This window comes from Haloferax sp. Atlit-109R (assembly GCF_003665865.1).
Lineage (GTDB): Archaea > Halobacteriota > Halobacteria > Halobacteriales > Haloferacaceae > Haloferax > Haloferax volcanii.
In genome coordinates, this window is sequence record NZ_QPLO01000002.1 from 213,891 (window position 1) to 229,180 (window position 15,290).

At 69.0% G+C, this 15,290-nt stretch carries 14 protein-coding genes; 6 read left to right on the top strand and 8 right to left on the bottom strand.

Features of this window, described 5'->3' with window-relative positions:
- Positions 1–65: 65 nt before the first annotated feature.
- The 6 genes from DVK03_RS09735 to DVK03_RS09760 form a co-directional block, all read right to left on the bottom strand.
- Positions 66–1,298 (bottom strand): Nramp family divalent metal transporter, encoded by a 1,233-nt coding sequence (locus DVK03_RS09735; protein WP_115802829.1) that lies wholly within the window; start codon positions 1,296–1,298, stop codon positions 66–68.
- A 226-nt stretch (positions 1,299–1,524) separates the two neighbouring features.
- The gene (locus DVK03_RS09740) at positions 1,525–2,133 is read right to left on the bottom strand and encodes a hypothetical protein (RefSeq protein WP_233509317.1); all 609 of its coding nucleotides are present in this window, start codon (positions 2,131–2,133) and stop codon (positions 1,525–1,527) included.
- Positions 2,134–2,204: 71 nt separating this feature from the next.
- Positions 2,205–2,477: a hypothetical protein gene (locus tag DVK03_RS09745; protein ID WP_115802831.1), complete on the bottom strand. Its 273-nt coding sequence runs from the start codon at positions 2,475–2,477 to the stop codon at positions 2,205–2,207.
- A gap of 127 nt (positions 2,478–2,604) precedes the next feature.
- Complete coding sequence (locus DVK03_RS09750; protein ID WP_004062285.1) at positions 2,605–3,741, bottom strand: alanine--glyoxylate aminotransferase family protein; 1,137 nt, start codon at positions 3,739–3,741, stop codon at positions 2,605–2,607.
- Between the two features lie 165 nt (positions 3,742–3,906).
- Positions 3,907–7,107 (bottom strand): FAD-binding and (Fe-S)-binding domain-containing protein, encoded by a 3,201-nt coding sequence (locus DVK03_RS09755; protein ID WP_115802832.1) that lies wholly within the window; start codon positions 7,105–7,107, stop codon positions 3,907–3,909.
- A gap of 95 nt (positions 7,108–7,202) precedes the next feature.
- Complete coding sequence (locus DVK03_RS09760; RefSeq protein WP_004062289.1) at positions 7,203–7,778, bottom strand: flavodoxin domain-containing protein; 576 nt, start codon at positions 7,776–7,778, stop codon at positions 7,203–7,205.
- A 148-nt stretch (positions 7,779–7,926) separates the two neighbouring features.
- Here DVK03_RS09760 and thiE point away from each other — a divergent pair, with 148 nt between their 5' ends.
- From thiE to DVK03_RS09780, 4 genes are all read left to right on the top strand, one after another.
- The gene (gene thiE, locus DVK03_RS09765; protein WP_004062291.1) at positions 7,927–8,559 is read left to right on the top strand and encodes a thiamine phosphate synthase; all 633 of its coding nucleotides are present in this window, start codon (positions 7,927–7,929) and stop codon (positions 8,557–8,559) included.
- Positions 8,556–9,452 carry a hydroxyethylthiazole kinase gene (gene thiM / locus DVK03_RS09770; protein WP_115802833.1) on the top strand — a complete coding sequence of 299 codons (897 nt, stop codon included), beginning with the start codon at positions 8,556–8,558 and terminating at the stop codon, positions 9,450–9,452. The genes thiE and thiM overlap by 4 nt, the downstream gene beginning before the upstream one ends.
- Positions 9,453–10,292: a bifunctional hydroxymethylpyrimidine kinase/phosphomethylpyrimidine kinase gene (gene thiD / locus DVK03_RS09775; RefSeq protein ID WP_115802834.1), complete on the top strand. Its 840-nt coding sequence runs from the start codon at positions 9,453–9,455 to the stop codon at positions 10,290–10,292. It abuts the gene before it with no gap.
- Between the two features lie 84 nt (positions 10,293–10,376).
- A complete protein-coding gene (locus DVK03_RS09780; protein ID WP_004042805.1) occupies positions 10,377–11,174 on the top strand; it encodes an HpcH/HpaI aldolase/citrate lyase family protein in 798 nt (265 codons plus the stop codon).
- A gap of 9 nt (positions 11,175–11,183) precedes the next feature.
- On the opposite strand, the gene DVK03_RS09785 is transcribed toward DVK03_RS09780, so the two are convergent.
- The gene (locus tag DVK03_RS09785; RefSeq protein ID WP_115802835.1) at positions 11,184–11,930 is read right to left on the bottom strand and encodes a class I SAM-dependent methyltransferase; all 747 of its coding nucleotides are present in this window, start codon (positions 11,928–11,930) and stop codon (positions 11,184–11,186) included.
- Between the two features lie 41 nt (positions 11,931–11,971).
- A complete protein-coding gene (locus DVK03_RS09790) occupies positions 11,972–12,856 on the bottom strand; it encodes an aldo/keto reductase (RefSeq protein ID WP_004062305.1) in 885 nt (294 codons plus the stop codon).
- A gap of 144 nt (positions 12,857–13,000) precedes the next feature.
- Here DVK03_RS09790 and DVK03_RS09795 point away from each other — a divergent pair, with 144 nt between their 5' ends.
- Together DVK03_RS09795 and DVK03_RS09800 are read left to right on the top strand one after the other, a co-directional pair.
- Entirely contained in the window at positions 13,001–13,990 is a 990-nt protein-coding gene (locus DVK03_RS09795; protein ID WP_115802836.1) for a ring-cleaving dioxygenase, read from the top strand.
- Positions 13,991–14,152: 162 nt separating this feature from the next.
- Complete coding sequence (locus tag DVK03_RS09800) at positions 14,153–15,265, top strand: alanine--glyoxylate aminotransferase family protein (protein WP_115803313.1); 1,113 nt, start codon at positions 14,153–14,155, stop codon at positions 15,263–15,265.
- Positions 15,266–15,290 lie beyond the last annotated feature (25 nt).

The window sequence follows — 15,290 nt, forward strand, 5'->3', positions numbered from 1 at the left end:
GTCGGCGGCCGTCCGGTCCTCCGGACAGTCGCGGAGCTAATCCGACGTTCGGCCGCCCCGCCCGGTCACCCGAGGAGCGTCGAGTACAGGAGCCAGCCGTTCAGGGCCACGATAACGGCGATGGCGACGCCGAGGACGCCGGTCGTGGTCGCCCGGTTGCGGAAGTTTCCCATCAGCGACGCCTCGTGGGTGAACCAGAGGAGCGGAATCAGGACGAACGGGAGCTCGAAGCTCAGCGCGACCTGCGAGGCGACGAGCACCGACGTGGGGTCGAAGCCCGCGGCGACGATGAGGAGACTCGGCACGAGCGTGACCGACCGCCGGAGCCAGACGTTGATGTCGAGGTCCAGAAAGCCGTCCATGACGGTCTGGCCGGCCATCGTCGCCACGAGCGACGACGAGAGCCCGGCGGCGATGAGCGCGACGCCGAACGCGAGGCTCGCGTTCGCCCCGAAGACGCCGCTGAGGGTGACGTACGCCTCTTCGAGCGTCTCGATGCCCGTCCCCTGAAGCGCGGCGGCGGCGACGATGAGCATCGCGGCGTTCACGAACATCGCGCCGAAGAGCGCGACGACGGTATCGAGGCGCTCCAGCCGGAAGTGGCGGCGGTGGACGGCCTCGGTGTCGCCGTCGGACTCGATGAGCCGGTCGCGGCGGTCCTGTACGATGTACGGGTGGAGATAGACGCTGTGCGGCATCACGGTCGCGCCGAGGATGCCGATGGCGACGTACAGCGCCGAGGCGTTCGGGACGGTCGGGACGAGGCCGGAGGCGACGGTCGAAGCGGTCGGTCTCGCCAGCGCCATCTCGAAGACGAACGCGAGGGCGATGACGCCGACGAGCGACATGATGGTGAGTTCGACCCAGCGGAACCCCCGTTTGTGTGCGGTCCGAACGCCGAGCAGGGCGAACGAGCTCACCGCCGCGAGGACGGCTCCGGCCCACAGCGGCAGGGAGAAAACGAGGCTGAACCCGATGGCGGCCCCGATGATTTCGGCCATGTCGGTGGCGACCATCGCCAGTTCCGCGGCGGCCCACAGGAGCACGACGACGGGCCCCGAAAAGCGCTCCCGGCAGAGCTGTGCCACGCCCTTCCCGGTGGCGATGCCGAGTTTGGCGGCGAGCACCTGAATCCCCATCGCCATGACGCTGGCGAGGACGATGACCCACAGCAGGGCGGGGCCGAACTTCGCGCCGCCCGAGATGTTTGTCGCCCAGTTACCGGGGTCCATGTAGGCGACGCTGATGATAAAACCGGGGCCGAGATACGAGAGCAGTTCGCGGAGCGAGGGGCGCATCCCCTACCGACACCTCAGTTCTTCACATACGCAAACGCTTGTATTTGCCATGTCTAAATAATAATTTCACCTGTCAAGTAAAACTGCTATCGGTCGTTTCAGACGCGAACCACAGTCACGGTGTCAGTCGGAAGCGTGACGGCCGGCCCACCAGTGACCGAAGACTATCGCGCGACGGGGACGGCGGGTGAGTTCGTCGCTCAGTCCCGCGCCGCGGCCTCTCCGACTACGCCACGTCGCGCTGTTCAGTGTACGTCAGCGTCCGGTTGTCCGTCTCGATGGTCGTCTGGACCGTAATCCAGCCGTCCGCCTGCTGGACCGCGAACGCCTCCGAGTACGACAGTTCGACGCGCTTCGTCGTCGTGTACGACTCGCCGGCCGCGAGGTCACCGACCGCTTGGGTCCCGCGCCAGACCTCGTCGTCCGGGTCGGTGTCGTTGCCGACGAAGATACGACTGTACACGGTGACGCCGGAGCTATCGGTGTCCTGTTGGTTCGTTATCGTGCTCGTCACGTCGCGGCAGGTCTGTCCGCACTCCTCGATGTCGTCGACGACGACGCCGAACGGCGGCCTCGATTGGGTCTCGGTCGCGTCACCGTCGCCGCTATCGCCGTCGCCATCGCTGTCGTTGCTCCCGGTGTCGTTCCCGCCGGTGTCACTGCTGTCCCCCCCGCCGCCGTCGGGCGACGCGGTCGTCTGCGTGGGGAACGCTCCGTCGGAGCCGTCGGCGGAGGTCGTGTCAGCGAACGGTCCGACTCCCGCCAGGAACGCGGCGGCGACACCGGCCGTGAGCAGGGCCAGCACTGTCGCGGCGACGAAAACTGTGCGTCTCATAACTGAGTTGGGACCTCATATTGGGCGGCTGTCATCTGCCACGTCGCTCGATAGCGTCGGGTCACACTTAGTTACGCACCCGAAACGTCGTTCGCGCGGTCGCTCAGCGAGCCCCCGAGCGACCCGTCGAGGGCCCCGCTCAGGAAGTCGCTCACGAGGTCGTGGACGCCTGAGACGAACTCGGGGACCGGGTCGGGGAGTTCGCCGGGCGGCCCCCGCTGGCCGGCCTCGGACGCGGGGGACGATTCGCGCGCGGTGTCGTTCGGTGCGGCGGCGGCGACGCCCGCGGTCGTGACGAGGACGGCGAGCAAGACGCCGACGAGGGAGAGTCTGCGTCGGTTCATGGTGAGTCGCTCCGGTCGCCACTCGCGGGTCGATGCTCATGAAAAGCGGACACCGTGGCGGGCGTTTTGCGTCGGTTTCGCTGAGTTTCGACGCGGTTCACGGCGAATTGCCGCCGGTTCGGAGCCGTTACTGGTTCAGCGCTTCGCGCATGGCGGCGAAGCCGGCTTCGGGGTCCACGTCCGCGCCCTGCGCTTCGAGCGCCTCACCGAGGGCGGTCAGGAGGAACGAGACGTTCTCCGGCCGCGCCGAGTGGCCCATGCAGCCGACGCGGAAGATGTCGCCCGCGAGCGCGCCGAGGCCGCCGGCGATTTCGAGGTCGTAGTGGTCGAGCACGTAGTCGATTGCCGCGCCGGCGTCCACGCCGTCGGGGACGAGCACCGCGTTGAGGCTCGGCAGCCAGTACTCGTCTTCGGGGTTGAGACCGAGGCCCATCGCCTCGACGCCGGCTTTCAGCGCGCCCGCGACCCGGCGGTGGCGCGCCCACCGCTCCTCGATGCCCTCCTCCGCGACCAGTCGGAGCGCCTCGCGGATGGCGTAGACGTTGGTGATGGGCGCGGTGTGGTGGTACGAGCGGTCGTCGCCCCAGTAGCCCTCCAACAGCGACAGGTCGAGATACCACGAGCGGGGCGGCTCCTCCCGCGAGAGCACCTTGTCCATCGCGCGGTCGTTGAGCGTCAGCGGGCTCGCGCCCGGCGGGCACGACAGGCACTTCTGCGGGCCGGAGTAGGCCACGTCGATGCCCCAGTCGTCGACTTCGAGTTCGACCCCGCCGAGCGAGGTGACGGTGTCGGCGACGACGAGCGCGTCGTGGTCGTGGGCGATGCTCGTCAGTTCGGGGACGCTCGGCTGTTTCACGCCCGTCGAGGTCTCGGCGTGGACGAACCCGAACACGTCCGGCTGGTGCTCGTCGAAGGCGTCCTGTACGTCCGCGGAGTCGAGCGGCTCGCCCCACGGCGCGTCGACGTGGACGACCTCGCCGCCGGCGCGCTCGGCCATCGACTCCATGCGCCCGCCGAAGTAGCCGTTCGTCGGGACGAGCATCGTGTCACCCGGTTCGACGAGGTTGCCGATGGCCGCCTCCATCGACGCCGACCCGGTCCCCGAGACCGGAATCGTCCACTTGTTGTCGGTGCGGAACGTGTAGCGCATGAGCTCCTGCACCTCGTTCATGACCTCGATAAACGACGGGTCGAGGTGGCCGACGAGCGGCGTGGACATCGCGCGGAGGACGCGCGGGTGAACGTCGCTCGGGCCGGGGCCCATCAGCGTGCGATTCGGCGGGGTGAGTTCGCCGACATCGGGTGCATCGGACATGGTCTGCCTTCACCTGCCACGCAAACCGGCAAAAGGGATGTGATTGCGGAACGCCGCGAGACGGATACCGTCCCGACCCGCGGGAACCCGACGACCGCGCCGACGCGCGCCCGCTCAGCCCGACAGCGCCTGCGCGACCTTCTCTATCGGGTGCGGGGGTCGCCGCGCCGCGTCGTCCCTGTCTTCGAGTTGCGTCCGACACGACGCGCCGGGAGCGACCACCTCGTCTCCCTGACTGTCGTCGACCTGCTCGAACAGGATGTCTCCCATTGCCTTCGAGAGGTCGTAGTGTTCGGCCTCGTAGCCGAAGCTCCCGGCCATGCCGCAGCAGCTCGAATCCAGCGGGTCGACCTCGTAGCCGACCCGCCGGAGGACGCCCACCGCGTGGTGGTCCTTGTTCATCGCCTTCTGGTTGCAGTGGCCGTGGTAGGTGAGGGACCCGAGCGTACCGCCGTCAGCGACCGCGGAGGCGACGGGTCCGGCCGCGTCGTCGCCGTCGGCCGAGCGCCCGCGAATCGGGAGGTTCTCGTCCAGCCGGTGGGCGTCGAGGAACTCCATGACGCCGGAGGCGGCCGCGGCGACCGGGGCGACCGCGTCGTCCGGCAGGAGGTCGGCGTACTCGTCTTGGAACATCACCGCGTCCGAGGGCTCGACGAAGACGACCGACCAGCCGGTTTCCACCGACGGGCGGAGCGTCTCGACGTTGTGACCCGCGCGCCGTCGAGCGAGGTCGAGGAAGCCGCCGGAGTAGGCGGCCCGGCCGCTCGGTCCGACGCCCTCCGCGAGGCGGACGTGGACGCCGGCGGCCTCCAGCACGCGAACCGCGGCCTTCCCGATTTCGGGCGTGACGTAGTTCGTGTAGGTGTCGGGAAACAGGAGGACGCGGTGGTCGGCCTCTCTCGCCGGGACGCGGGGCCGTCGCCCGTCCATCCACGATTCGAGCGTGTCGCGGGTGAACGAGGGGAGCGCCCGGTCGGCGGCGACGCCCGCGAGTCGCTCCATCGCGGCCCGCGCGCCCGGGAGTTCGGCCGCCCAGTTCGAGACGGGCGCGAGCGCGCTGCCGACGCCGGCCAGCCGGTCGATGTTGGCGAACAGGCGCTCGCGGAGCGACGCGCCCGCCTCGGCGTGGTGGGCGTGTTTCACCTCGGCTTTGAGCTTCGCCAAGTCGACGCCGGTCGGACAGTCGTTCTGACAGCCCTTACAGCCGACGCAGAGGCCGAGCACCTCCTCTTGGAAGCGGTCGGAGTGGATCTCGTCGTCCGAGAGGTCGCCTGAGATGGCCGCGCGGAGCATGTTCGCCCGCCCGCGGGTCGTCTCGGCTTCGTCCTTCGAGGCGCGGTAGGTCGGACACATCGTCTCCGACCCGGTCTGCCGGCAGGTACCGCAGCCGTTACAGAGTTCGACGAGGTGCGAGAATCCGTTCTCGTCCGAGAAGTCGAGCGTCGTCGCTGGCTCGATGGACCGGTAGGCCGCGCCGTACCGGAGGTTCTCGCGCATGTCCGCGCCGACGCCGCGGTCGCTGTCCGGCCCGAGATCGTCGGGGCCGTCGCGGTAGACGACGTTGCCGGGGTTCATGCGCCACTCGGGGTCGAAGGCGGTCTTCAGCTCCTTGAACGCGCCCCAGAGTTCCGGACCGTACATCTTGGGGTTCCACTCGGTCCGGGCCATTCCGTCGCCGTGCTCGCCCGAAAAGGCCCCGCGGTGGTCCAACACGAGGTCGGTCACGTCGTCGGTGATGGCGCGCATCGTCTCGATGCCCTCGCCGTCTTTCAGATTCAGGATGGGGCGGATGTGGAGCGTCCCCGCGCCGGCGTGGGCGAAGTACACGGCCGACGTGCCGTGGTCCTCTAACACGTCTTCGAACGACTGGACGTACTCGGCCAACTCCTCGGGCGGGACGCTCGCATCCTCGATGAACGGGTAGGGTTTCGGGTCGCCCGGCAACGACATGAGAAGCGGTATCGCCGCCTTGCGGAGCTTCCAGAGGTCGGCCTGCGCCGCGGGCGTGTACGCCTCGATGGCTTCGAACGCGCCGCCGTCGCCGCCGTCGGTGGCGTCACCCGCCGCCGATTCGTCGCCCACCGCCGACTTGTCGTCCGTCGCCGCCTCGCCGTCGCCGTCCCGCAGGAAGTGGTCGTTCGCCTCACGAATCACGGCCTCGAAGTCGTCGTGGAGTTCGGAGTCGAACTCCAGCATCAGCGTCGCCGCCGTCCCGTCGGGAATCGCCTCGACGTACTGGGCGTACTCGCTGGACTCGGCGGCCATCCGCAACACCTCGTCGTCCATGAGTTCGACCGCGCTGGCGTCGAAGTCGAGCGCGTCGGGGACCGCCGCCATCGCTTCCACGAGGTCGTCGTAGGCGTAGAGGACGAGCGCCGTCTCCTCGGGGACCGTCACGAGCGACACGGTGGCCTCGACGACGACGCCGAGAGTGCCCTCCGCGCCGACGAACAGCTTCGAGAGGTTGACGACCGTCTCGCCGTCGTCGGTCTCGGAGACGACCTTGTGGAGGTTGTAGCCCGACACCGACCGCTTGAGACTCGGATACCGCCGCTCGATTTCCTCTTCGTGGTCCTCGACGAGGCCGAGAACGGTCCGGTAGAGGTCGGCCTCGCGGTCGTCCTTGCCGACGATGCGGTCCCACTCGTCGCTCCCGACGACCACGTCGCGGGTGTGGACGACCGACCCGTCCGCGAGGACGACCCGCAACTCCTCGGTGTAAGCGTCAGTGATGCCGTAGCGGACCGAGTGCGCGCCCGTGGAGTTGTTGCCGATGCCGCCGCCCACGGTCGCTCGGTTCGAGGAGGCGGGGTCCGGCGCGAACTTCAGGCCGTGGTCCGCGAGGCGGTCGTCGAGGTCGTCCTGCACCACGCCGGGTTGGACCCGCGCCCGCCGCGCGTCGGGGTCCACGCGGACGATTTCGTCCATGTACTTCGAGCAGTCGACGACGACACAGCCGGGGCCGACGGTCTGTCCCGCCAGCGACGACCCCGCCCCGCGCGGGAGCACGGGCACGTCGTGTTCGGCCGCCGTCCGCACCGCGGCGCGCACGTCGTCTTCGTCGCGGGGGATGACCACGCCCGCCGGGCGCGCCCGGTAAATCGAGCCGTCGGTCGCGTACAACACCTGCGCGTACTCGTCGAATCGCACCTCGCCGGAGACGACGTCCCGGAGGTCGGCGGCGAGGTCGGCGTGTTCGGCCACGTCCGCCACGTCGTAGTCGCGCGACTCCTGAAATCGTTGGAAGTCCCCCCGTCTCTCGCCGTCCGTCTCCGCCGTGATTCGTGTCGCCCGTGAAGGGCCGTCACCAGACATTATCATCTATAATCGTGCAGGATAGCAAAAACCTGTGTGTGGCTCGCCACGTTTGCCCGAAGCGGTAGTCGTTCGCGGTGGGTCAGCCCGCCCGCTCAGACCGCCGCACCTCCCGCGGCGGTGCCCGCCGTCGACTCCACGTACTCGACGAAGTCGGCGGCGAACGACTCGACTTCGTCCCAGTCGGTGTACTCGTAGTCCCGCGAGGCGTCCGTGTCGCCGGTCGCGTCCGCGGCGATGCGCTTCATCACCAGCCGGGTGAGAAAGCCGTACTCGGAGTACCGAAGCGCCCCGCCGAACGCGGCCATCCGCTCGGGGTGCCAGCCGCTCTCTTCGACGAACTCGTCGATGTACGTCGCGACTTCGGCGCGGGCGTCCGCGTCGTCGAGCGCCGACGACAGCGACACCTGGAAGAAGCCGTTGGGCCGCGTCTCGATGTCGTCGCGGTGCTCGCGGACGAACCCGTACACCGACTTCGAGTGCGCGCCGAGGTGAACCGACGACCCGACGAGCACCGCGTCGGCGTCGACGAGCGCCTCGGCGGCGGCGTCGTCGGTGACCGACTCGGTCCGCACGTCGTGTCCGTGGGCCGCCAGCGCCACCGCGATGCGCCCGGCTATCTTCTCGGTCTGTCCCTCCTTGCTCCCGTACGCGACGAGTATCGTCCCCATACAGCTCACCGCGCACCTGTTGGCTCGCTCACACCATAACGGCGGTCGACAGCTCTCAGCCGCCGGGAATCCGGCCGGACGACGCCCGGAGGAGGAACTATTTTGCCCGTCGCCGCATCACTCCAAAATACAACTCATGAATACTTCGATGGGAACCTATCTGGTCACGCAGTCGGACCGCTCCGGCGGGCGGTCGACGCCGGACGTGGTGCGGGCCGCGGTCGACGGCGGCATCGATGTCGTGCAACTCAGGGAGAAGCACGCGAGCGCCCGCGACCGCTACGAGGTCGGCCGCGAGCTTCGCGCCGTGACGGCCGACGCGGGCGTCCCGCTCGTCGTCAACGACCGGGTCGACATCGCGGCCGCAATCGACGCCGACGGCGTCCACCTCGGCGACGACGACGTGCCCGTCTCGGTCGCGCGCGAACAGCTCGGCGAGGGCGCAATCGTCGGCCGGTCGGTCTCGACCGTCGCGGGTGCGAGAGCCGCCGAGGAGGCCGGCGCGGACTACCTCGGCGTCGGCGCGGTGTTCGCCACCGACACGAAGGAGACGAACCCGGAGCAGTCCGAAATCGGGACCGAGCGCGTCTCCGCCATCGCGGACGCCGTCTCGACTCCGTTCGTCGGTATCGGCGGCGTCACGCCCGACAACGCCGCCGACGTGGTCGCCGCCGGAGCCGACGGCGTCGCGGTCGTGTCGGCCATCACCGCCGCTGACGACCCCGCCGACGCGACCCGCCACCTCGCTGATTCGGTCGCAGCCGGGAGGAACCGCCGATGAGCGGACGCGACGGCTCGGACGGCGCGGGTGGGTCGGGCGGGTCGGACGACGCGACCGGTGCGGGCGGCGTCCCCGACGTGGCGCTGGACGAAGCGCTCGCCGCCGTCGCGGGCGAACAACCGCTCATCAACTCGGTCACGAACGACGTGACGGTCAACGACGTGGCGAACGTCACGCTCTACTGGGGCGGCCTGCCGGTCATGTCCGACGACGAGCGCGAGGTCGGCGACATGGTCGGAATTGCGGACGGCTGTCTGCTCAACATGGGGACCGTGAGCGAGTCGGGCGAGGCGACGATGCTGACCGCCGGCCGAGCCGCGAACGACCACGGCGTTCCCCTCGTCGTCGACCCCGTGGGCGTCGGCGCGACCCCGACGCGCGACCGGGTCGCGGACCGCCTCGTCACCGACCTCGACGTGGACGTGCTCAACGGCAACTACGGCGAAATCTCCGCGCTCGCCGGCGACGACGCCGAGGTCCGCGGCGTCGAGTCGGTCGGGGAGTACGCCGAAATCGCCGCCGCGGCCGTCGAGTGCGCCCGGAAGACCGGCGCGGTCGTCGTCGCCTCCGGCGAGACCGACATCGTCGCCACCGAGGAGGCAGCTTTCGAGGTCGACACCGGCCACTCGATGATGGGCGCGGTCGTCGGCACCGGCTGTATGCTCGGCGCGACGCTCGCCGTGTTCGGGGCCGCCCTCGACGACCCGCTTGCGGCGGTGCTCTCCGGGACCGCGGCGTACGGACTCGCGGGCGAACTCGCCGCCGAGGGCGCGTTCGGGGACTACCGCGGCCCGGCGAGCTACAAAATCGCCTTCCTCGACGCGGTCGCGGGACTCGCGGACGCCTCGACGCCAGACATCGCCGACCGAATCGACCGCATCGAGGTGCGGTAGATGCCGGGAACCGCGCCCGACCCGCAGACGCCGCCGTACGCCCTCACCATCGCCTCCAGCGACTCCGGCGGCGGCGCGGGTATCCAGGCCGACCTGAAGACGATGACCCGACTCGGCGTCTACGGCGGGTCGGTCATCGTGGCCGCGACCGCCCAGAACACCCGCGGCGTCGAGGGGTCGCACGTCCTCCCGACCGAGTCGATTCGCGCCCAGTACGAGGCCGTCGCCGACGACTTCGACATCGCCGCCGTAAAAATCGGGATGCTGGCGACGGCCTCGGCCGTCGAGACGGTCGCCGGCTGCCTCGTCGACTACGACGGCCCGGTCGTCCTCGACCCCGTGATGGTCGCCACCTCCGGCGACCGACTGCTGGCCGAGGACGCCGTCGACGCCTACGACGCCCTGTTCGCGCAGGCGACGCTCGCGACCCCGAACGCCGACGAGGCCGAGGCGCTGACGGGCGTGTTTCCCGACTCCCCGGCGGCCGTCTCGGACGCGGCCGACTGGTTCTTCGAGCGGGGTGCCGACGCCGTGCTCCTGAAGGGCGGCCACGTCGCCACCGACGGCGACACCGTGGTCGACACGCTCGTCACACCGAGTGAGACGACGACGTTCGTCAACCCGCGCATCGACGCGGCGGCGACTCACGGGTCGGGCTGTACGCTTTCGAGCGCCGTCGCCGCCCGCCTCGCCCGCGGCGACGACCTCACAGACGCGGTCCGGCACGGCATCGAGTTCACGCGTGCGACCCTCGCTGAACCCGCCGACGTGGGCGAGGGCGCGGGGAGCGTGAACCACCTCGTCGGCGTCGGCGACGGCTGGACGCCCGACGAGTCGTAAGAGACGACCGGCGACCAACGACCGGCGACGCGGCTCTCCGACGCTCGCCACGCCCCTTTTCTGGCTACGTGTCGTATCACGAACATGGTAGCGACACCATCATCGAACGCGCTCCGCGCCCGAATCGAGGCCGGCGGCGTCGCGCTCGGCGTCCTCGACAACGCCTACTGCCCGACGCTCGTGGAGTTCTACGGCGAACTCGGTCTCGACTTCGTGTGGCTCGACCTCGAACACGGCGGCCCCAGCCCGCTCGACTCGGGCGCGATGGAAGACCTCCTCCGCGCGGCGGAACGAACCGGCATCGAGCCGCTGGTTCGGCTCCCGACGACCGACCCCGAGTTCGTCCGGAAGGCCCTCGACCTCGGCGTCAGGAACGTCTTCCTCCCGCGCGTTGAGTCGGCCGAGGAGGTGCGCAAGGCGGTTCGGTCGGCCCGCTTTACCTACGGCGACGGTCCCGGCGACCGCGGCCTCGCGTCGCCGCGCGCCCGCCGCTGGGGACTCGCAGACGACTACGTCGCAGGTGAGGACCGCGAGACGCTCGTCGGCGTGACCATCGAGACCGCCGAGTCGCTTGCGGACCTCGACGCGATTCTCGACGTGCCCGAACTGGGCTTCGTCTTCATCGGGCCGTTCGACCTCTCGGTGGCGCTCGGCCACCCCGGCGAGATAGACCACCCGGACGTGCAGGAGGCGGTCGAGCGCATCCGCTCGGCCGCGGTCGATGCGGGCGTCCCCGTCGGCGGCCTCGGCTTCGGCATGGACGACGTGAACGAGAAGGCGGAAAACGGCTATCAGCTCATCAATCTCGGCAGTACCACGGGCGCGCTCAAGGGCGTCGTCGACGGCTGGTTCGACGCCGTGACGTTCGACCGCGAGGAGTAGCGGCCGCGCCTACTCTGTCGCGTCCGTCCGCGAGTCGGACAGCCGCATCGCCACGCTGTACATCTCGCCCGCGGACTCCGATTCGACCGCGTCGGCGACGCGGTCAGCCTCGCCCGCGAGCCACCCGCCCATCTCGCCGGGGACCTCCGCCGCCAGCGACTTCGCCACCGACGCGTGCGCCTCGACGTGGCTTTCGGACCACGGGACCGGGTCGAGCAGGGTCAGTTCGCGGTCGAAGCGCCAGCCGTGTCCCGAAAAGAGCGCCCCGAGCGCGTCGGCCGGATAGAACGTCAGCGCGGGTCGCCCGCGGGCCAACTGGCTCGCCGCGTTTTCGAGCGCGAACAGCTCCCGAATCGCGGCGTCGTCGGGGAGCGGTTCGTAGTCGTCGACGACGAGGTGACAGCCGGGCGCGGCGACCCGCGTCAGCTCGCGCGCGACGGCGGCGACCGACGCTGGACCGACGAGGTTGAACAGCCCGTGAGCGGTGACGATACCGATCGAATCGTCTGCGAGCGGGAGGCTTCGAACATCCGCCTCCAGCACTGCGGTCCTCGCTCGGTCCGTCGGCGACGGGGCCACGCGGTCGCGGACGATTGTCGCGTGCTCGGGGTCGTTGGTGACGGCGTAGACCTGTTTTGCGCCCGCGTCGAGGAGTCCGGCGGTGGCGTTGCCGGTCCCCGCGCCGGCCTCCAGACAGACCGCGCCCCGGACCGGCCGGTCGTCGAGGGCGGCCGTGACGGTCGTTGGAACGTCCATTTGCGGCGGATGGAATCCGAGGCGGGAGTCGTCTCGCCTCGCTAGTGGTGCAGTTGCTCCGGCACCGGGCTCTCGTCGTGGCGGAGGCGCTCGACGAGCGACCGCTGGGCCGTCTCGTCCATGCCGTTGTACCGCGTCGCGGCGTCGAGAACCATCGCAACGAGCTTCGGGTCGCCCGGCGTGACGACGCTCGTGAGGCCCTGCGCGGCCGCGAAGTCGAACCGCTCCGCGATTTCGTTCGGGGTGTCGACCGGCTCGTACCAGTTGGGGAACGGTCGGTCGGCCTCGGGCAGTTCGTCGGTGTCGGGCCACGGGCCGCGGGCGAACGCCTTGATGCCGAGCGTGCCGATGCCGGCCTCTTCGGCCGCCTCGAAGACGCCCTCGTAGTCGTGTTCGTCGTCGCCCTTGCCGACGACGACGGGGTTCAGCGGGAACATCAGGGTTTCGAGGTCGTCGATGCGGTCGATGGCATCGCGGATGAGTCCGGGATTCCCGTGGCTCGTCAGGCCGATGTGGCCGATTTTCCCCTCGTCTTTCGCCTCGCGGAAGGCCGCGAGCGCGCCGTCGTCGGCGGTGATTTCGTCCAGTTCGGACTCGTATTCGAGGCCGTGGACCTGATAGAGGTCGATGTAGTCGACGCCGAGGCGGTCGAACGAGCGGTCGAGTTTCCGTTTCGCGCCCTCGTAGCTCCGCTCTTGGGTCTTACAGCCGAGGAAGATGTCCTCGCGGTGCTGGCGGAGCTTCGGCCCCAGTTTGAGCTCCGCGTCGCCGTAGGTCGGGGCCACGTCGAAGTGGTTGACGCCCTTCGAGAGGACGTGTTCGACCATCTGGTTCGCGCCCTCCTGTTCGAGCCAGTTGAGCGCGATAGCGCCGAACGTCGCGATGGTACTCTCGTGGCCGGTGTCGCCGAGTGCGCGTGTCTGCATACGTCGAACGTCACCGTCGATGGTCAAAAACGTGTGTCTCACCGATTCGACTGCCGGGTCCGTGCGAGCGGCGATGACGCCGCCGCGACCCGGTAACACTCGCGTCAGCGGATACTCAAGTCCTTGCGGCCCGTAGGACCGCCTATGGCAAAACCCACGCCGACACCCGGCATCCACCACGTCACCTGCATCGCGGGCGACCCGCAGGAGAACCTCGACTTCTGGGTCGAGACGCTCGGACTCCGCCTCGCCAAGCGCTCCATCAATCAGGACGACCCCAGCACGTACCACTTCTTCTTCACGGACGCGGAGGGGACGCCCGGCACGAGCATGACGTTCTTCCCGTGGGAGAACCTCTCGCGCGGGAAGGTCGGCACCGGGCAGGTCTCGCGGACCGCGTTCCGCGTGCCCGAGGGGAGCCTCGACTACTGGGAGGACCGATTCGACGAGTACGGCGTCGACTACGACGACCGAGTCGAGCGATTCGGTGAAACGGTCCTCCCCTTCAGCGACCCCGACGGTCTCCCGGTCGAACTGGTCGAAGTCGAGATTCCCGGCGACGACCCGACCGTCCCGTGGACCGAGTTCGTCCCAGAAGACGTTGCGATTCGCGGCTTCCACTCCGTGACGCTCTGGCTGGCCGACCCCCAGCCCACCGAAGACCTCCTCGAAACGATGGGCTTCGAGCGCGTCGGCACCGAGGAGGCGCAGGGCGACACCCCCGGCGACGAGCGGACGCGGTTCGCCGCGACCGGGAGCGTCGGGAAGTACGTGGACGTGCTGCCGACCATCGAGAGCAGCCGACAGGGCCTCGGCACGGTCCACCACGTCGCCTTCCAGACGCCGACCGACGAGGACCAAGAGGCGATGCGCAAGGCCGTCCAGTCGAAGGGCCTGCGCCCGACCGCCCAAATCAACCGCCACTGGTTCCGGTCGGTCTACTTCCGCGAGTTCGGCGGCGTCCTGTTCGAACTCGCCACGAGCGACCCGGGCTACACCGCCGACGAACCCCTCGACGACCTCGGCGGCCGCCTCGTCCTCCCCGGCGAGTTCGAAGGTCGGCGCGAGCAGATAGAAGCCGGCCTGACCGACGTGACGGTCCCGCGGGCCGAGTCGGCCGAAGCCGACGACTGAGCGCGGACCCGCCGCGCTCCGCGGGGGTTCTCCATCCGTCCATCCGTCGTCTGCCGGCCCGTATTGTCCCGTGTTAACACCGCCTGAGCAACTGCGACGAGTGTCGCAATCACAAGTACCATCATCGCCCACGACGCAGTGACCCGTATTCAGGTGGATGACGTGACGGAAAAACGCGAATACACGGACGACTATCAGGACAAGACGCTGTACATCCCCGGTCCGACCGAGGTGCGCGAGGACGTCATCGCGGAGATGTGCCAGCCGATGTTCGGCCACCGCATGGACCGCATGACCGACCTCTATACGACCATCGTCGAGGATACGAAGGAGTTCCTCGGCACGGACAACGACGTGATGATTCTCACGGGGTCGGGCACCGAAATCTGGGAGTCGTCGACGCTCAACCTCGTCGACGAGAACATCCTCGTGCCGACCTGCGGGAGCTTCAGCGAGCGCCACGCCAACGTCGCGGAGCGCCTCGGCAAGAACGTCGACCGCATCGAGTACGAGTGGGGGCAGGCCATCAAGCCCGAGGACATCCGCGAGGCGCTGGAATCCAGCGACAAGCAGTACGACGTGGTCGCCACCGTGATGAACGAGAGTTCGACCGGCGTCCGCAACCCCATCGAGGAAATCGGTGACGTGGTCGCCGAGTACCCCGACACCTACTTCGTCGTCGACGCGGTGTCAGCCCTCGGCGGCGACTACGTCGACATCGACGAGCACAACATCGACGTCATCTTCGCCTCGTCGCAGAAGGCGTTCGCCATGCCCCCGGGGCTGGCCATCTGCACCGTCAGCGACGAGGCCTACGAGCGCGAACTGTCGAAGGACTCCGCGTCGTGGTACGGCGGTTTCCAGCGCACCCTCGACTACTACGACCGCAAGGGCCAGACCCACTCGACGCCCGCGATTCCCATCATGCTCGCGTATCGCAAGCAGATGAAACACATGCTCGAAGAGGGCCACGAGGGCCGCGACAAGCGCCACCGCGAGATGGCCGAGTACACCCGCGAGTGGGCCTACGAGCACTTCGACATGTTCCCCGAGGAGGGCTACGAGTCCCAGACCGTCGCCTGCATCGAGAACACGCAGGGCATCGACGTCGCCGCCACTATCGAGAAGGTCAACGAGGAGTACGACATGGCGTTCTCGAACGGCTACGGCTCCGCGCTCGGGGAGAAGACGTTCCGCATCGGCCACATGGGCGAACACGACGTGGAGTCCATCAAGGCGCTGACCGACGCCATCGAAGACGTGGCGGACCTGTAAGCCGCGACTCGCCGCACGTCTCGAC